We start from the raw sequence: 17,742 nt of genomic DNA on the forward strand, positions 1-17,742 counted from the left end.
GTTACTCACCCGTTCGCCGCTCGAGTACCCCCGAAGGGGCCTTTCCGCTCGACTTGCATGTGTTAAGCACGCCGCCAGCGTTCGTCCTGAGCCAGGATCAAACTCTCCATTAAGGTCAACACGACCATGCGAAGGGCGAACTCCACACGGCCAAACCTTGGAAAACAATCCCAGCAAGAACACGGCCCCTCGTAGAGGGCCGTGCATTGCCTCAAAGAAATCCCCGCCACCCCAACTAGGAGTGGCTACGGGGTGGCCAAACCAGGAGAACAAATCCCCTGCCCGGCCGTATAAAGGCACTGGCTTTTAACACGCTGTTGAGTTCTCAAGAAACGGACACCCACCGTGTCGGATCGGCTTTCGCTTTTCCGGCTTCCGGGGCGACTCGTGTTACTTTACCGGATCCAAGCGGACTGTCAATTCCGCCCTTTTCTGGCACGCCGATCCGAACCCGCTTGCGCGGTTTCGTTCCGGCGGTGGAACCATTTCATCAGATCCGGCCCGATTGTCAAAACCGAGCCTTTCCGATGCCACGACGCGACGGACACGACGAAGCCGTGTCCGTTTGGGAGGTCATGGTTTCCCCGATCGGTCGGCCGCCCATGAGGCGTCCTGCATCCGTGCTGGGGACGAACGGCCAAGATACGTGGACTCGGCAACCTCGTCAAATCGGCGCCCGTGGCCCTGGGAGAAGGGAATGGATCAGCGTCCTCGTACGCTCTCTCCGTCACGACGGAAGGATCGATCATGAGCGACGACGGACGCGCCCTGGTGCTCGGCGGCGGGGGTGTCGTGGGCATCGCCTGGCTGACCGGGCTCATCGCCGGGCTCGCGCGTGCGGGAGCGGACGTCACCGGCGCGGACCTCCTGCTCGGCACCTCGGCGGGAGCCACGGTGGCCGCGCAGGTCGGGACCGGCGTGCCGGTAGACGAGATGTTCGCCCGGCAGGCCGACCCCGGGTTGCAGACCCGCGAACTGGTGCCGTCCGGCGGTATGACCCCTGCTGAGATCATGGAGATCTTGGCTCGGCTCGTGGAGGAGAACGGCGGTGACCTGACCGCCGTTCGTCAGCAGGTCGGGGCGCGGGCGCTGGCGGCCGAGACGGTGCCGGAGCGGGAGCGGCTGGCGGTGATCGAGGCGCGGCTGCCCGTTCACGAGTGGCCGGCCCGGACGCTGCGGGTCACGGCGGTGAACGCGCTGACCGGCGAGCCGCGGGTCTTCGACCGCGATTCCAAGGTCGGGCTGGTGGACGCGGTGGCGGCGAGCAGCGCCGTCCCGATGATCTGGCCGCCGGTGACGATCGACGGCGTCCGGTACATGGACGGCGGGGTGCGGACGATGACCAACCTCGACCTGGCCGCCGGTCATGGGCGCGTCCTGCTCCTCGCGCCGCTGCCCGATCCGGCGCTGGACGCGGGCGTCGCCGCGGTGGCGGAGAAGGGCGGGCGGGTCGAGGTGATCAGTCCGGACGAGCCGTCGCTGGCCGCGTTCGGAACGGATCCGCTGTCGCCGTCCACCCGGACCCCCACGGCGGAGGCGGGGCTTGCGCAGGGCGAGGCGCTGGCCGAGAAGGTCGCCGCGTTCTGGTCGTAAGCCCCCACACCCCGCACATAGGCTCGCTCGCCTGGCTTGAGCAGCCGAAGCGCAGGGCCGTTCATGAGCTAGGACTGCGCGGCGTTTCGCATTGAGAGACGTCAACTCGCATTGAGAGACGTCGACGCAGCAATAGCTCAGGAAAGCCGTTCTAGGCGTCGGCGTAGCCAGGCGAGGGCTTCGACGCCCTGGGCGCGCTGGAATTCGCGCAGTGTGGGGAGGCCCGGGGGCGGCGGACGCAGGCCCTGTTCTACGAAGAAGCCGGCAAGCGCGGCGACGACCCGTGTCACGGCCTCGGCGTCGGCGTCCCGGCCGAGCGGGTGGGCGGTGAAGACGTCGTCGGACGGCGGTCCGCCCTGCATGCGGACGCTCGGCAGCATCGCGAGGAGGTCGAACCACGGCGCGGCAAGGCAGGCCCACGGCCAGTCGACGACGACGACCCGGTCGGCGGTGAGCAGGACGTTGTCGGCGCGGATGTCGGCGTGCGCGAGCGTGGTCCCGGCGGCGGCGTCCTCCCACTCGGATTCGAGGGCGGCGAGCCGGGCGAGGTTCGTCCGGGCCCAGGGGTCGAGGTTCGCGAGGTCGCGTCCGGGGTCGGCGGAAGCGGAGAGGACGCGCCAGCCGCGGAAGGCGTCGCCGAACCGTTCGGCCAGGGTCGGCGCGTCGACCGGCGACGGGGTCATGGCGGACGCCAGCTCCCCGAGCGCGGCGAGGACGCGGCTCAGGTCGGCGTCGGACCAGGGTTCGCGGGGGTGGCGGCCGTCGACGTCCTCGAAGACGAGCGTCACCCAGCCGTCGTGGTCGAGGGAGCCGAGCAGGCGCGGGACGGGCGCGGACGCGGGCAGCGCGGCGGCGATCCGGGCCTCGGCGCGGTGGATGCCGGGCGAGTCGGGGTTCAGTTCGGGGCCGACGGACTTGGCGAAGGCGCGGCGGCCGTCGTCCAGCAGGAGGCGGGCGGCGACGCCGGGCGAGAACCCGCCGGGCTGGGAGACCGCCTCGACGACCCGGCCCTTCAGCAGCGCCTCGACCCCGGCGCGGACGTGCGCGGGCGTGCTCTCCCAGCGGAGTCGGGTGCCGGTCACGGTGTCCATCAGGGCATTGTGGCGTGCCGCGGTCAGGTGACGGGAACGATTTTCGCGGCGGTGAGCCGTCCGTCGCGGATGTCGAGGAGGCCGATCGTGCCGTGCGGCTGGCGGCGCCGGTCGGTCGGCGAGCCCGGGTTGAAGATGCGGACGCCGTCGCCCGTCTCGTCCAGCGGGATGTGGGAGTGGCCGAAGACGACGAGGTCGGCGGCGGGGAACCAGCGTCGCAGCCGGGCGGTGCGGCCGCGTGCCTGGCCGCTGTCGTGGACCATCGCGACGGCGAGGCCGTCCAGGTCGAGTTCGAGGCGTTCGGGCGCGCCCCAGGCGGCGACGTCGGGGCCGTCGTTGTTGCCGAGGACGGCGTGCACCGGCGCGAACGCGGTCAGCTCGTCCAGGACGGAGGCGGTGCACACGTCGCCCGCGTGAAGGATCACGTCGGCGTCCCGCAGGTGCTCGGCGACACGCGGCGGGCACGACTTCCAGCGCCGTGGGGCGTGGGTGTCGGAGATGGCCACCGCTCTCATCCGTCCCATTGTCGCGCACGACTGTGAACGACCCCGGGGAGGGCGGGTGATTTTGCCACGGCAGGGCTCGGACACCAGTGGGAAACAACTGTAAGCCCGATGTCATTACATTGTTCTGACCTGCGGAGTTAGGCTCGGAACTCCTCGCGTTCGTCCAGCGGATCCCGGCCGTACGCCCCCGGTCGTTCCGACACGGCGACCCAGCACCGCGAGGGCCAGAGGGGACGGCCGGACCCCGAGGAGGATGATCACTCCCTTGCACCGGCCCCGGGGTTCCGGCCGTCTCCAGCGCAGCCTGGGCGGACGTCAGCCGCCGACGGTCGGCAGGCCCGCCGCCCGCCAGGCGCGGAAGCCGCCCACGACGTCGGTCGCGCGGGTGAGCCCGAGCTCCTGGAGGGACGCGGCGGCCAGGCTGGACGTGTAGCCCTCCGAGCAGAGCACGATGACGCGCAGGTCGTGGCCGGTGGCCTCGGGCAGTCGCGCGTCGGACGCCGGGTCGAACCGCCATTCCAGGACGTTGCGCTCCACGATGAGCGCGCCGGGCACTTCGCCCTCGTCCGCGCGCTGGGCCGCGGGGCGGATGTCGACGAGCAGGGCGCCGTCGCGCGTCTCCGCGTGGGCCTGCGTCGGGTCGATGCGCGTCAGCCGGTCGCGGGCGTCGGCGAGGACCTCGTTGATTGTGCGAGCCATGGCGTCCAGCATGACATTCCACTAAACCGGTCGGAAATCCCGTCAGGGCGTGAGCTGCGTCTCCGCGGAGGCGAGGATCTCCTGAATGCGCAGGCCGTGCGCGGCGTCCAGCCGGGGTCCGTCCTCCGGCGTGTCGCGGACGGCGGCGGCGAACTCGGCGACCATCCTCGCGAACGCGTCGTCGCCCAGGTCGGACCAGTCGAGCCGGGCGTGCCCGTGCCGTCCGTACACCTCGACGTGGGCGGGCGGGAGGTCGCCCGCGCCCGCCATCGACACGGACGCCTGGCTGACCGCGCCGCTCTCGTGCTCCAGCGTCAGCCCGACCCAGCCCAGCGGGTCGCCGTGCGCGCGGACGCCGGCGACCCGGCCGAGCGCGGCGTCCAGGAGGTCGACCATGTGCGGGCCGAGGTCGAGCAGCGCGCCCTTCTCCAGCCGCCAGGGCGTGGCGAACGGCCCGCCGCCGAGGGTGGACGAGACGAACGAGCCGTAGCCGCCGAACGGGTCCAGGTCCCGTGCGCGGTCGAGGAAGGCGCGGGCCGCGGCGGAGTAGCGCAGCGTGAACACCATCCGGGACGCGACGCCCGACTCGGCGACGGCGTCCGCCAGCAGCCGCGCCCCGGCGAGGTCCATGGCGAGGGGCTTCTCCAGGAGGACGGCCTTGCCCGCGCGGGCCGCCCGCGCCGCCAGCTCGGCCTGCACGTCCGGCGGAACGGAGAACGCCACGGCCTCGCAGGCGTCGAACAGCTCCTCGATCCGGGCGAAGGACGGCGCGCCGTGCCGGGCGGCCAGCTCGGCGGACGCCTCCGGCCGCCGCGCCCACACGCCCGCGAGCCGGGTGCCGGGGCCCGCCGCCAGCGCGGGCGCGTGCACCATCCCGGCCCACGGCCCCGCCCCGACCAGACCGACCGCTACGGGGGAATCGCTCATGAGGAACAAACTAGACGTTCCCGTCCGCGCGGGGACGTTCAGCCGAGCTGGACGCCGAAGAACAGCGCGGCCAGGGCGCCCACCGCGCCGACCGCGCCCCACGCGGCGAGCCCGGCCTTGGACGTGGCGCGCATGTGCAGGAACGCGCCCGCCCCCGACAGCAGGACGAACACGAGCTTCACCTCGAGCGTCCGCTGGGCGGCGTCCGTGAGGTCGCCGGAGGTGATGTTCCACACGCCGGTGAGGACGAGGACGGCGAACGCGGGCCAGGCGATCGTGTTGAAGCGGCGGGCGGCGGCCTTGGCGACGCCGTCGTATCCGCGCAGCGCCGGCACCAGCGCGCCGAGCGTGATCTGCCCGCCGACCCAGATCGTCGCGGCCAGCACGTGCAGGAAGATGCGCAGGTCGGCGGTGGTGACGGCGAGCACGGAGCCTCCGGGGGCGAAGATCGGGGGACGGTTTTCCAGGGACGTTACCGCCCGTCCCGCCGGGCCCGCGTCCGGGGTCAGGGGACGCGCTCCCACCCCCTCGGCGTCCGGTGCATGCCGAGTTGGACGTCGCGGCTGCGGTACACGATGTAGGGGCGGGTGAGGTAGCCGACGGGCGCGGTGAGCATGTGCACGAGCCGCGTGAAAGGCCAGATGCAGAACAGCGCGAGGGCGCTCAGCGCGTGCAACTGGAACAGGATCGGGACGCCCGACATGAGGTCCGGGTCGGGACGGAGGTAGAAGATCGACCGGAACCACGGCGAGACGGTCTCGCGATAGTTGTAGCCGCCGCCGAGCAGGTTCGCGACGACTGTGGCGGACAGGCCGAGCACGATCGTCAGCGTCAGGACGACGTACATGAGCTTGTCGTTGCGGGTGGTAACGGAGAACACCGGGCCGACCGTGCGGCGCCGGTAGATCAGGATGGCGAGGCCCGCCAGCGTGCAGACGCCCGCGACGGTGCCGAGCACGAGGGCGATGACGTGGTATGCGTCCTCGCTGATCCCGACGGCGTTGGTCCAGCTCTCCGGGATGAGGATGCCGCCGACGTGGCCGAGCAGCACGACCAGGATGCCGAAGTGGAACAGCGGGCTGCCGACGCGCAGCAGGCGGTTCTCGTAGAGCTGGGACGAGCGGGTCGTCCAGCCGAACTTGTCGTAGCGGTACCGCCAGACGTGCCCGAGGACGAAGACGGCGAGCGTGACGTAGGGCAGCGCGACCCACAGCAGGACGTCGATCATGACCGGGCCTCCACGGACGGATCGGGCAGCGCAACCGGGTCGGGCAGCGCGACCGGGTCGGGCAGCGCGACGGGGCCGGGGGCCATGACCGGGTCGGGCAGCAGGACGGGCCCGCCTCCATAGGGCGCGAGGCCGACCTCTTCTTCGGGCGGGCCCTGGGCGATGAGGCGGGCGACGGCGTCCTCGGTGCGGCCGGTCAGGGGCGGGAGGGTCGCGGTGACGGCGTCGAGGACGGCCGTCCAGGGCGACGCGGACTCGGTGAGCGCGAGGCGGAGCAGTTCCAGCCCGGCGCGGTGTTCGAGCAGGAGGCGGCGCCCCTGGGCGAGGTCGCCTGTGGCGGCGAATTCCAGGACGACGGCGAGGTGGTCGGGCAGTTCGGCGTCGTCCAGGTCGAGCCCGGCGGCGGCGTAGGTCTGTTTGAAGCGGAGCAGCGCCATGCCGCGTTTCCTCGTGTCGCCGTAGGCGTAGTAGGTCAGGTAGAGGCAGCAGCGTTTGCGGTGGTCGAACGTGGCGACGTAATCGGCGGCCAGTTCGGGCAGGGGCGTCGCGTCGAGGTGGTCGAGGAATGCGCGCAAATGGCGTCCAGCCGGTTCGGGGGCTTTCTCAACGGCCCGGCGCAGCAGCGTGCGCTGCTCCATGAGTTCGGCGTCCGGATAACCGAGAAGGAGCGATGCCGCCTGCCAGGTAGTGGCCAGTTGGGCGTCCGTGAATTCCGGTTTCCGCGCGGGTTTGATCCTCACTGTTCGCGCTCCGATCCCGTGTCCTCCGGAGGCGTTTCCGGGCGGGACGGGAAGAGCCCGGCGGGGGCGCCCTTGCCGTCCCAGTTGAGCAGGTTGACGCGGTTGCTCTTGTCGGCCGGGTCGACCGGGTTGTCGGCGGTCTGCCGCTGCCGCAGCATGTGGAAGTTCTCCACCGCGATGGGGTTGGCGCCGCCCGACGACTCCCCGAACGGACCGGAGCCGCCGCCCGTCCCGGCGCCGCCCATGCCGGGGCCGCCCTCGTAGTTCAGCGGGCAGTCGGTGGCCAGTTCTTCGAGGCCGTGGGCCTGCTCCGCGTGCGCGGTGGGGATCACGTAGCGCTCGTCGTACTTGGCGAGGGCGAGGAGCCGGTACATGTCGTACATCGCCTCACCGGACATTCCCACCCGCTCCGGAATGGCTTCGTCGGGGTCGCGGCCCATGTTGATGTCGCGCATGTAGGCGCGCATGGCGGCCAGGCGTTGCAGGACGGCGTCGACCGGCGCGGTGTCCCCGGCGGTGAACAGTTCAGCGAGATACTCCACCGGAATTCGCAGTGCGTCGATCGCGGCGAAGAGGTTGCCCGCGTTCTCGGCGTCGTGGCCGGTGTCGCGGACGACGTCCACGACCGGCGACAGCGGCGGGATGTACCAGACCATCGGCATCGTCCGGTATTCGGGATGCAGCGGAAGCGCGACCTTGTAGGTGTTGATGAGCGCGTGGATCGGGGACCGTTGCGCGGCCTCGATCCAGTCCTGGGGAATTCCCTCCCTTTCGGCGGCGGCCACGACCTCCGGGTCGTTCGGGTCGAGGAACACCTCGCGCTGCGCCTCATAAAGCCCCGTGTCATCGGGCGTCGACGCCGCCTCCAGCACTTTGTCGGCGTCGTAGAGCATGAGGCCGATGTAGCGCAGCCGTCCCACGCAGGTCTCCGAGCACACCGTGGGAATGCCGACCTCGACTCGCGGGAAGCAGAACGTGCATTTCTCGGCCTTGCCGGTGCGGTGGTTGAAGTAGACCTTCTTGTAGGGGCAGCCGGACACGCACATCCGCCAGCCGCGGCAGCGGTCCTGGTCGACGAGGACGATGCCGTCCTCGGTGCGCTTGTAGATCGCGCCGGACGGGCACGACGCCGCGCACGACGGGTTGAGGCAGTGCTCGCAGATCCGCGGCAGGTAGAACATGAAGGTCTTGTCGAACTCCATCTTCACCTTGTCGGAGATCTGCTTGAGCAGGACGTCCTTGTCGCCGTGGTCGATGGAGCCGCCGAGGTCGTCGTCCCAGTTCGCCGACCAGGTGATCTTCATGTCCTTCCCGGACAGCATCGACTTCGGCCGGGCGACCGGCGTGTGCTCCTGCAGCGGCGCGTTGGTGAGGGTCTCGTAGTCGTAGGTCCACGGCTCGTAGTAGTCGTCGATGCCGGGCAGCTTGGGGTTGGAGAAGATCGTGAGGAGCTTGCGGAACCGTCCGCCGCCCTTGAGGACGAGGCGGCCGCGCCGGTTGAGCGTCCAGCCGCCGCGCCAGCGCTCCTGGTCCTCGTACCGGCGCGGATAGCCCTGCCCGGGGCGGGTCTCGACGTTGTTGAACCACACGTACTCGACGCCGGACCGGTTCGTCCACGCCTGCTTGCAGGTGACCGAGCACGTGTGGCAGCCGATGCACTTGTCGAGGTTCATCACCATCGCCATCTGGGCCATCACGCGCATCAGTACTCCACCTCCTGGGCGCGGCGGCGGATCACGGTGACCTCGTCGCGCTGGTTGCCGGTCGGTCCGAGGTAGTTGAACGCGAACGACAACTGCGCGTACCCGCCGATCAGGTGGGACGGCTTGACCAGCAGCCGGGTCAGCGAGTTGTGCACGCCGCCGCGGCGGCCGGACGTCTCGGCGCGCGGGACGTCGATCAGCCGGTCCTGCGCGTGGTACATGTACACCGTCCCCTCCGGCATGCGGTGCGAGACGATCGCGCGGGCGACCACGACGCCGTTGCGGTTGACCGCCTCGATCCAGTCGTTGTCCCGGACGCCGATCTTCGCCGCGTCCGCGCCGCTCATCCAGATCACCGGGCCGCCGCGCGACAGCGACAGCATGAACAGGTTGTCCTGGTACTCGGAATGGATCGACCATTTGTTGTGCGGGGTGAGGTACCGGACCGTCAGCCCGAGTTCCCCGGTGTCCCCGAGCTCAGGCTCACCGAAGAGCGCGTGCATGTTCAGCGGCGGCCGGAAAGTGGGGAGCTGCTCCCCTAGCTCCGCCATCCAGTCGTGGTCGAGATAGAAATGCTGGCGCCCGGTGAGGGTGTGCCACGGCTTGAGCCGTTCGACGTTGATGGTGAACGGCGAATAGCGGCGGTCCTCGCTCTCCGCTCCCGACCATTCCGGGGACGCGATGACCGGCACCGGGCGGGCCTGGGTGTCGGCGAACGTGATCCGCGTGCCCTCGTGCTCGGAGGCGAGGTCGGCGAGCGGGACTCCGGTGCGTCTTTCCAGGGCGCGGAACCCCTGGACGGCGAGGTGGCCGTTCGTCGTCCCGGACAGGGTGAGGATCATCTCGCAGGCGTGCACGTCGCGGCGCAGCGACGGGCGTCCGTCCGCCGGGCCGCCGCGCACGACGCCGTTCTTGTTCCGCAGGATCTCGACGGCGCGTTCGAGGTCGAACGTGACGCCCTTGGTCGTCGCGCCGAGCCGCTCGGCCAGCGGGCCGAGCGCCGACAGCTTCGCCGCGACCGCCGGGTAGTCGCGCTCCACCGTCACGAGCTTCGGCATCGTCACGCCGGGCACCGGCTCGCACTCGCCCTTCGCCCAGTCCAGGACGCGGCCGTGCGGCGTCGCCATCTCGTCGGGCGTGTCGTGCAGGAGCGGCGCGGCGACGACGTCGGTGCGGGTGCCCAGGTGGTCGGCGGCGAGGCGGCTGAAAGCCTCCGCGATGTCCTGGAACGCGCGCCAGTCGCTGCGGGTCTGCCACGGCGGCGCGATCGCCGGGTTGAACGAATGGACGAACGGATGCATGTCCGTCGTGCTCAGGTCGTGCTTCTCGTACCACGTGGCGGCGGGCAGGACGATGTCGGAGTAGATGGTCGTGCTCGTCATCCGGAAGTCGAGTGAGAGGAGCAGGTCGAGTTTCCCGGCAGGCGCCTCGTCCCGCCAGACGACCTCTTCGGGACGGAGCGCTTCGGGCGTCTCCTCAGCGCGGACGGAATTGTCCGTGCCGAGCAGGTGCTTGAGGAAATACTCGTCGCCTTTCGCGGACGAACCGAGCAGGTTCGACCGCCATACCGTCAGCACGCGCGGGAAGTTCTCGGGAGCGTCCGGGTCCTGGCAGGCGAATTTCAGCCGACCGGCTTTCAGCTCGTCGACGATGTGCGCCGGGACGTCCTTCCCGGCGGCCGCCGCCTCGTCGGCGAGGTCCAGGGGATTGCGGTCGAACGTCGGATAGGACGGCATCCAGCCGAGCCGCGCCGCCTGCGCGATGACGTCGGCGGTGGAGCGTCCGGCGAGTCGCCCGCCGCCGTTCGCGGCCGACAGCGTCCCGGCGCTGAACTGGTCGTAGCGGAACTGGTCGGTGTGCAGGTAGAAGAACGCCGTGCCGATCATCTGGCGGGGCGGGCGCGACCAGTCCAGGGCGCCCGCGAGCTGCGCCCATCCGGTCACCGGACGGCACTTCTCCTGCCCGACGTAGTGGGCCCAGCCGCCGCCGTTCACGCCCTGGCAGCCGGTCAGCGTCGTCAGCGCGAGGAACGCCCGGTAGATCGTGTCGGAGTGGAACCAGTGGTTCGTGCCCGCGCCCATGATGATCATCGAGCGGCCGCGGGACTCCTCGGCGTTCGCGGCGAACTCGCGTCCGATCCGCTCGGCCGCCTGGGCGGGGACGCCGGTGATCCCCTCCTGCCACGCGGGCGTGCAGGGCTGCGAGGCGTCGCCGTACCCGGACGGCCATTCGCCCGGCAGGCCGTCGCGCGGCACGCCGTACTGGGCGACCATCAGGTCGTAGACGGTCGTGACCGGGTGGCCGCCGACCTCCCGGACGGGGACGCCGCGGCGCAGCGTCCCCGGCGAGCCGTCGGGCGCGTCGAAGCGCGCCAGTTCCACTTCCACCGCTTCGCCGCCGTGGAGGGAGAGCAGCGGGTCGGCGTCGCCGAGGTCCAGATTCCAGCGGCCCTCGCCGGACTCGCCGTAGCGGAATCCGAGCGACCCGTTCGGCACCAGCGGATGCCCGGTCGCCGCGTCCAGGACGACCGTCTTGAAGGCCGCGTTCTCCGATTGAGCTTCGGCGCCGGGCAGGTCGGCGGCGGTCAGGAACTTGCCCGGGACGTACACGTCGCCGCGCTTCTCCAGCCGCACCAGGAACGGCAGGTCGCTGTACCGCTTGACGTAGTCGACGAAATACGGGACCTGCCGGTCGACGAAGAACTCCTTGAGGACGACGTGCCCCATCGCCATCGCCAGCGCGCCGTCCGTGCCGGGCTGCGCGGCGAGCCATTCGTCGGCGAACTTGACGTTGTCGGCGTAGTCCGGCGAGACGGCGACGACCTTCTGCCCGCGGTAGCGCGCCTCGGTCATCCAGTGCGCGTCCGGGGTGCGCGTCACCGGCAGGTTGGAGCCCCACATGATCAGGTATCCGGCGTCCCACCAGTCGCCCGACTCCGGCACGTCGGTCTGGTCGCCGAACACCTGCGGCGACGCCACCGGCAGGTCGGCGTACCAGTCGTAGAACGACAGCATCGTCCCGCCGATCAGGGACATGAACCGGGCGCCCGACGCGTGCGACACCATCGACATCGCCGGGATCGGGGAGAACCCGGCGATCCGGTCGGGGCCGTGCGCGGCGATCGTGTGGACGTGCGCGGCGGCGATCATCTCGGTCGCCTCGTCCCACGTCGCGCGCACCAGGCCGCCGCGTCCCCGCGCCGCCTTGTAGGCGCGGGCCTTCTCCGGGTCGGAGACCACCTCGCGCCAGGCCCGGACCGGGTCGCCCGTCCGCGCCCTGGCCTCCCGGTACATCTCCAGCAGCACGCCCCGCACGTACGGGTAGCGGACGCGCGTCGGCGAATAGGTGTACCAGGAGAAAGACGCGCCGCGCGGGCAGCCGCGCGGCTCGTACTCGGGACGGTCCGCGCCCACCGACGGGTAGTCGGTCTGCTGCGCCTCCCAGGTGATGATGCCGTCCTTGACGTACACCTTCCACGAGCACGAGCCCGTGCAGTTCACCCCGTGCGTGGAGCGCACGACCTTGTCGTGGGACCAGCGGTCCCGGTAGAAGGCGTCCGCCTGGCGTCCGCCGGTCTTGGTCATCGTCCGCAGGTCCGGGGAGACCCTGGCGCGGGTGAAGTACCTGCGGGTGCTCACCAGCGCGTCTTCCAGCGGGCCGTCCAGTCCTGGCTTCGTCGAGCTCAACCCTCGGATCCCTTCTTCGTGCGTGCCGTGCGGTCCGCCACCGGGGCGGACGGCCGGGGCTAGGCGCCCGTCCGGTCCTCGACCGCGCGCCGCACGACCGTGGCGGTGAGGACCGCCGCGGCCGCCGCCACCACCGCGAGCAGCGCGAGGCCGAGGGCGTAGGAGCCGAGGCTCCCGTAGATCGTTCCCATCACCAGCGGCGGGAGGAACCCGCCGAGCCCGCCGGCGGCGCCGACCACGCCCGTCACCGCGCCGACCCTGTTCGCCGGGGCGATCCGCGCGACCAGCGCGAACGTCGCGCCGCTGCCCGCGCCGAGCGCCGCCGCCATGGCGAGGAACGCGATCGTGCCGAGCGGCGCCAGCGGCGGCGCGAACGCCTGGACGACCGCGCCCGCCGCCGTCACGACCAGGGCGGCGAGCATCACCCGCACCGCGCCGATCCGGTCCGACAGCCAGCCGCCGAACGGCCGCATCACCACGGCGAGCAGCACGAACCCGGCCATCCGGTTCGCCGCGTCCGACTGCGACAGCCCGTACTGGGTCTTGAGGTAGGTGGGCAGGTAGACCGAGAAGGCGACGTAGCCGCCGAACGCCACCGCGTACAGCGCGGACGCCTGCCATGTGACGGGCAGCCGGACGGTCTCGGCGAGCCGCTTCGCGAGCGGCTCGGCGGGCGGCGTCCGGCCCGGCGCCTCCCGCAGGACGAACCACGACACCACCGCGTACGCCGCGAGCAGGACCGCCGTGAGGACGAACGGGAACGCCATCCCCCGCGAGTCCACCAGCCGGACCGTCGTCAGCGCGCTGATCGCCGTGCCGCCCATGCCCATGCCGAAAACCCCGATCGCGAAGCCGCGCCGCGCCGGCGGGAACCACGCGTTGACGAACGGCACCCCGACCGCGAACGCCGTCCCGCCGACGCCGAGGAAGAACCCGCCCACGAGCAGCGCCGCGAGGGACGAGTGCCCGGCGAGCCCGAGGTACAGCACGGGCACGATCGTGATGGCGGACACCGCCGGGAACAGGGCGCGCCCGCCGAACCTGTCGGTCAGCGCGCCGACCGGGATACGTCCCACCGAGCCGACCACGACGGGCACCGCGACCAGGAGCGCCTGCTCGAACGAGCTCAGGTCGAGGGTCTCCTTGAAGCGGGGGCCGAGGGGGCTGAGCAGCGCCCACGCCCAGAAGTTCACCGCGAACCCGATCGTCGCCACGGCCAGCATGACCATGGGCCGCCGGTCGCCGCCGGGACCTCCGGGGCCCGTCCGCCCCGGCCCGGCCTCCTGCCGTGTTCTCGTCACCGCGAGCACCGCCCCCACCGTCGCCGCGTAGTGCCGGGGACGTTCCCACCGGTCACGCCGGTAACCATGATCGGCTTCCGGCGGTTCTCAGCCTCCTGGAGCCGCGCGGCGGCGGATAGGGACCTTCGTCCCGGGAACGGTCCCCGTGATCAGGTCCCCGTGATCAGGGACGGGGCCAGGTGATCAGGGACGGGGCCAGGCGCGCCCGGAGAGCCGTTCGATGTCGATGTTGAACCGCTTGAGGTAGTCGGCGAAGGCGGCGACCTCGTCGGGCGTCCAGCCGGCGAGGACCTTGTCGAGCCCGGCGACGATGTGCTCGCGGTGCTCGTCCAGGCGGCGGGCGCCGTCGCGGGTGATGCGGAACTTGCGGGCGATGCCGCCCTCGGGGTCGGGGATGCGCTCCAGCAGCCCGGCGCGCGTCATCGCCGACGTCTGCCGGTTGAGCGTGGACTGGTCGAGCCCGAAGGCGTCGCTGAGCTGGCGGATGGACATCGGCCCCTCGGCGCGCACCCGGCTCAGCAGGATGTAGGCGCTGCGCTCCAGGCCGCCCGCCTCGTCGGCCGCGCCCGAGGCGACCCGCAGCGTGTAGCGGCCGAGCAGCATGGTCTCGTACTCGATCAGGTGCGTGGGCCGGTCCATCCTTCGCGATCGTACACCTCCGCTTTGTGCATAATGCACATCGTATGTATCGTGCACATGCACTCACCTGCGGCCGGACGCCGCGGACAGGACGGGAGACACCACGTGGACCACCCCAAGCACGCCGCCGCGGCCGGACGCCCCGGCGGGATCGTGGCGGTGCTGGCGGTCGCCGGCGTCGTCGCCGCGCTCATGCAGACGCTGGTGGTGCCGCTCATCGGCGAACTGCCCGAACTGCTGCACACCTCGGCGGCCAACGCCTCGTGGGCGGTGACGGCGACGCTGCTCGCGGGCGCGGTCGCCGTCCCCTCCACCGGGCGGCTGGCGGACCTGCACGGCAAGCGGCGCATGCTGCTCGCCTGCACGGTGCCGCTGATCGCGGGCTCGGTGCTGTGCGCGGTCGCGGGCTCGCTCACCCCGATGATCGTCGGGCGCGGGCTCCAGGGCATGGGGATGGGGATCGTCCCGCTCGGCATCAGCGCGATGCGGGACCTGCTGCCGCCCGAGCGGCTCGGGTCGTCGATCGCGCTGATGAGCTCCTCGCTCGGCATCGGCGGCGCGCTCGGCCTGCCGCTGGCCGCGGCGGTCGCCGAGAACGCGAGCTGGCGGGTGCTGTTCTGGGGCGCGGCCGGGCTGAGCGTGCTGATCGCCGCGCTGATCTGGTGGATGGTGCCCGCCGTCCCGCGGCAGGCCGCCGGGCGGTTCGACGTGCCGGGCGCGGTCGGGCTCGGCGCGGGCCTCGTGTGCCTGCTGCTCGGCGTGTCCAAGGGCGCCGACTGGGGGTGGACGAGCGGGACGACGCTCGGCCTGCTCGGCGCCGCCGTCGCGGTCCTGCTCGTGTGGGGCTGGTGGGAGCTGCGCACCGGCGACCCGCTGGTCGACCTGCGCGTCACCGCCGGACGGCAGGTCGGGCTGACGAACGCGGCGTCGGTCCTGGTCGGGTTCGCGATGTACGCGCAGTCGCTGATCGTGATCCAGCTCCTCCAGCTCCCGAAGGCCACCGGGTACGGGCTCGGCCAGTCGATGCTCGCGGCCGGGATGTGGATGGCGCCCGCCGGGCTCATGATGATGGCCGTGTCCCCGCTCGGCGCGCGGCTGTCGCAGGCGCGCGGGCCGAAGGTGACGCTGTGCGCGGGCAGCCTCGTCATCGCGCTCGGCTACGGCATGTCGATCGGGCTGCTCGGCTCGACGTGGGGCGTCCTCGCTCTCACCTGCGTCATCAACGCGGGCGTCGGGCTCGCCTACGGCGCCATGCCCGCCCTGATCATGAGCGCCGTGCCGCTGTCGGAGACGGGCGCCGCCAACAGCTTCAACACCGTCATGCGGTCGGTCGGGACGTCGGTGTCCGCGGCGGTCGTCGGCGTCGTCCTGGCGCAGCTGACCACCGACCTCGGCGGGCACGCGCTGCCGTCCGAGAACGGGTTCCACGCGGGGATGCTGATCGCGGGCGCGGGGGCGCTCGCCGGGGCCCTGGTGACGCTCGGCCTGCCCGGCGGGAAGGCGCGGCGCGCCGCCGCGGGCGGCGACGTGAAGGCCGAGGCGCCCGCCCGCACCTGACCCGCCCGCACCTGACCGGCGCGTCCGGGCGGGCGGGTTGCCCGGCTTGATAGCTTGATCGGCGTGAAGGTCGCATTGATCGACTCCGGGCTCGGCCTGCTGTCCACCGCCGGTTGGGTGCGGCACCTCGTCCCGGATCTCGACCTGCTCCTGCTCCTCGACCCGGACGGCGCGCCGTGGGGGCCGCGCAGCACGTCGTTCATCACCGCGCGGCTGTTCGCCGCCGCGCACGCCGCGCTCGAGCGGGACGCGGACGCGATCGTCGTCCCCTGCAACACCGCCACCGTCACCGCCATCGACGCCCTCCGGAGCGAGTTCGAGCCGCGCGTGCCCGTCGTCGGGACGGTCCCCGCGGTGAAGCCCGCGGCCGCGGCGGGCAGCAGCATCGCCGTGTGGGCGACCGTCCGGACGACGGCGAGCGCCTACCAGACCCGGCTGATCGCCGACTTCGCCGGCGGCAAGCCGGTCGAGCGGGTCGCCTGCCCGGGCCTCGCCGAGGCGATCGACCGCGGGGACGTCGCCGCCGCGTCGGACGCGATCGCGGACGCGGCGGAGCGCACCCCCCGGCACTGCGACGCCGTCGTCCTCGGGTGCACGCACTATCCGCTGGTCGCGGCGGAGATCCTGGGGCGGCTGCCCGCGGGCGCCACCCTCTACGACAGCGCGGAGGCGGTCGCCCGGCAGACGCTCCGCCGCCTCGGCCTGACACCCGCGCCGGACGGCCCCGAGGGCGCGGTCGACGTGATGCTCAGCGGCCGTCCGGGGCGGCTGCCGGACAGCGCGCACGCCTATCCGGTGGGCCGCGTCCTCGACGCGGCCGCGCGAATGCCCCGCGAGGCGCTGCTGGCCGAGTCCGCGCGGCGCCAGGACGCGCCGCTGCCGTCCGGGGACGGTGTCGGAGACCCCCTGTGACCCGGGGAGGCCCGGTGACTCGGGAAACCCCGTGACTCGGGAGGCCCTGTGACTCGGGAGGCCCTGTGACGTTCTGCGTGTTCGGGCTCGGCGCGGTCGGCGGGCTGATCGCCGCGCGGCTCGCGCGGTCCGGCGTCCCGGTCGCGGGCGTCGCGCGGGGCGCGACGCTGGCGGCGATCCGGGAGCGCGGCGGCCTGGTGCTCGCCGAAGGGCCGGACGGGGAGCCGTCCGCCCCGATCCCGCTGACCGCCACCGACGATCCCGCCGGGCTGGGCCCGCAGGACGTGGTGGTCGTCGCGGTCAAGACGACCGCGCTGTTATCGGCCGCACCGGCGATCGCCCGGGTCATCGGGCCGGACACCGTGATCGTGCCCGCGATGAACGGGCTGCCGTGGTGGTTCTTCCACGGCCTCGGCCACGACATCCGCCTGGAGGCGACCGACCCGGACGGGACGCTGTCGCGGTCGCTGCCCGCCGACCAGGTCGTCGGGGCCGTGCTGCACCTGGCCGCGTCGTGCCCGGAGCCGGGCGTCGTCCGGCACCCGGCGGGCGAGCGGGTCATCCTGGGCGACCCGGCGGGCGGCTCCGCGCGGGCCGAGCCGGTGGCGGCGGCGCTGCGCCGCGCCGGGTTCGAGGTCGAGACGGCCGACCGGATCCAGCGGGCCGTCTGGTACAAGCTCTGGGGCAACATGACCCTCAACCCGCTGTCGGTGATCACGGGCGCGACCATGGACCGCATCCTGGACGACCCGCTCGCCCGCGGGTTCGCGACCGCCTGCATGCGGGAGGCCGCCGAGGTCGGCGCGCGGATCGGGCTGCCGATCGACACCGACCCCGAGGACCGGCACGCGGTCAGCCGCGGGCTCGGCGCGGTCCGCACCTCGATGCTCCAGGACGCCGAGGCCGGGCGGCCCGTCGAGCTGGACGCGCTGGTCGCCGCCGTGACCGAACTCGGGCGCGCGGTCGGCGTCCCGACGCCGTCCGTGGACGCGCTGCTCGGCCTGGCCCGGCTGAACGCGCGGGTCCGCGGCCTGTACCCGGACGAATGACCTAACGTTGACAGCGTGACCGACGGACCCGACCCGGCCGAACCGGCCGACCGACTCGACCGGCCCGACCAGGGCGATCTTGTGGCCGCGCTGCGACGGGCGGGGGTGGGC

15 protein-coding genes and 1 rRNA gene are annotated in these 17,742 nt (G+C 72.2%); 4 read left to right on the forward strand and 12 right to left on the reverse strand.

Annotated elements, in window-relative coordinates:
- Positions 1-113, reverse strand: a 16S ribosomal RNA gene (locus FXF65_RS35485); the annotation flags it as partial.
- Positions 114-747: 634 nt separating this feature from the next.
- On the opposite strand from FXF65_RS35485, the gene FXF65_RS35490 reads away from it, so the two are divergent.
- The gene (locus tag FXF65_RS35490; protein WP_148354470.1) at positions 748-1,593 is read left to right on the forward strand and encodes a patatin-like phospholipase family protein; all 846 of its coding nucleotides are present in this window, start codon (positions 748-750) and stop codon (positions 1,591-1,593) included.
- A 137-nt stretch (positions 1,594-1,730) separates the two neighbouring features.
- Here the strand turns inward: FXF65_RS35490 and FXF65_RS35495 are convergent, their stop codons facing one another.
- The 11 genes from FXF65_RS35495 to FXF65_RS35545 all read right to left on the reverse strand — a co-directional run bounded on the left by FXF65_RS35495 (position 1,731) and on the right by FXF65_RS35545 (position 14,113).
- On the reverse strand, positions 1,731-2,684 hold the full coding sequence (locus FXF65_RS35495) for an aminoglycoside phosphotransferase family protein (protein WP_148354471.1): 954 nt from the start codon (positions 2,682-2,684) through the stop codon (positions 1,731-1,733).
- A 23-nt stretch (positions 2,685-2,707) separates the two neighbouring features.
- Positions 2,708-3,199 (reverse strand): metallophosphoesterase family protein, encoded by a 492-nt coding sequence (locus FXF65_RS35500; RefSeq protein ID WP_148354472.1) that lies wholly within the window; start codon positions 3,197-3,199, stop codon positions 2,708-2,710.
- Between the two features lie 306 nt (positions 3,200-3,505).
- Positions 3,506-3,889 carry a rhodanese-like domain-containing protein gene (locus FXF65_RS35505; RefSeq protein ID WP_222868903.1) on the reverse strand — a complete coding sequence of 128 codons (384 nt, stop codon included), beginning with the start codon at positions 3,887-3,889 and terminating at the stop codon, positions 3,506-3,508.
- A 42-nt stretch (positions 3,890-3,931) separates the two neighbouring features.
- A complete protein-coding gene (locus tag FXF65_RS35510; RefSeq protein WP_148354474.1) occupies positions 3,932-4,816 on the reverse strand; it encodes a Gfo/Idh/MocA family protein in 885 nt (294 codons plus the stop codon).
- A 38-nt stretch (positions 4,817-4,854) separates the two neighbouring features.
- Entirely contained in the window at positions 4,855-5,340 is a 486-nt protein-coding gene (locus FXF65_RS35515; protein ID WP_222868904.1) for a hypothetical protein, read from the reverse strand.
- On the reverse strand, positions 5,322-6,044 hold the full coding sequence (gene narI, locus FXF65_RS35520; RefSeq protein WP_148354475.1) for a respiratory nitrate reductase subunit gamma: 723 nt from the start codon (positions 6,042-6,044) through the stop codon (positions 5,322-5,324). The genes FXF65_RS35515 and narI overlap by 19 nt, the downstream gene beginning before the upstream one ends.
- On the reverse strand, positions 6,041-6,784 hold the full coding sequence (gene narJ / locus FXF65_RS35525; protein ID WP_246199331.1) for a nitrate reductase molybdenum cofactor assembly chaperone: 744 nt from the start codon (positions 6,782-6,784) through the stop codon (positions 6,041-6,043). Before narJ ends, narI begins: the two co-directional genes overlap by 4 nt.
- Entirely contained in the window at positions 6,781-8,487 is a 1,707-nt protein-coding gene (gene narH, locus FXF65_RS35530; RefSeq protein ID WP_148354476.1) for a nitrate reductase subunit beta, read from the reverse strand. Before narH ends, narJ begins: the two co-directional genes overlap by 4 nt.
- Positions 8,487-12,173, reverse strand: coding sequence for a nitrate reductase subunit alpha (locus tag FXF65_RS35535; protein WP_222868905.1), 3,687 nt, complete (start codon positions 12,171-12,173; stop codon positions 8,487-8,489). The genes narH and FXF65_RS35535 overlap by 1 nt, the downstream gene beginning before the upstream one ends.
- A gap of 59 nt (positions 12,174-12,232) precedes the next feature.
- A complete protein-coding gene (locus FXF65_RS35540; protein ID WP_148354715.1) occupies positions 12,233-13,402 on the reverse strand; it encodes an MFS transporter in 1,170 nt (389 codons plus the stop codon).
- A 255-nt stretch (positions 13,403-13,657) separates the two neighbouring features.
- Positions 13,658-14,113, reverse strand: coding sequence for a MarR family winged helix-turn-helix transcriptional regulator (locus FXF65_RS35545; RefSeq protein WP_148354477.1), 456 nt, complete (start codon positions 14,111-14,113; stop codon positions 13,658-13,660).
- Between the two features lie 105 nt (positions 14,114-14,218).
- Between FXF65_RS35545 and FXF65_RS35550 the strand changes: the two genes are divergently transcribed.
- The 3 genes from FXF65_RS35550 (at position 14,219) to FXF65_RS35560 (ending at position 17,631) form a co-directional block, all read left to right on the forward strand.
- On the forward strand, positions 14,219-15,670 hold the full coding sequence (locus FXF65_RS35550) for an MFS transporter (RefSeq protein ID WP_281288985.1): 1,452 nt from the start codon (positions 14,219-14,221) through the stop codon (positions 15,668-15,670).
- 63 nt (positions 15,671-15,733) lie between these two features.
- Positions 15,734-16,582: a glutamate racemase gene (locus FXF65_RS35555; protein WP_148354479.1), complete on the forward strand. Its 849-nt coding sequence runs from the start codon at positions 15,734-15,736 to the stop codon at positions 16,580-16,582.
- A 65-nt stretch (positions 16,583-16,647) separates the two neighbouring features.
- Positions 16,648-17,631 (forward strand): 2-dehydropantoate 2-reductase, encoded by a 984-nt coding sequence (locus FXF65_RS35560; protein ID WP_148354480.1) that lies wholly within the window; start codon positions 16,648-16,650, stop codon positions 17,629-17,631.
- Positions 17,632-17,742: the final 111 nt, after the last annotated feature.

It is taken from the genome of Actinomadura syzygii (assembly GCF_008085905.1).
Lineage (GTDB): Bacteria > Actinomycetota > Actinomycetes > Streptosporangiales > Streptosporangiaceae > Spirillospora > Spirillospora syzygii.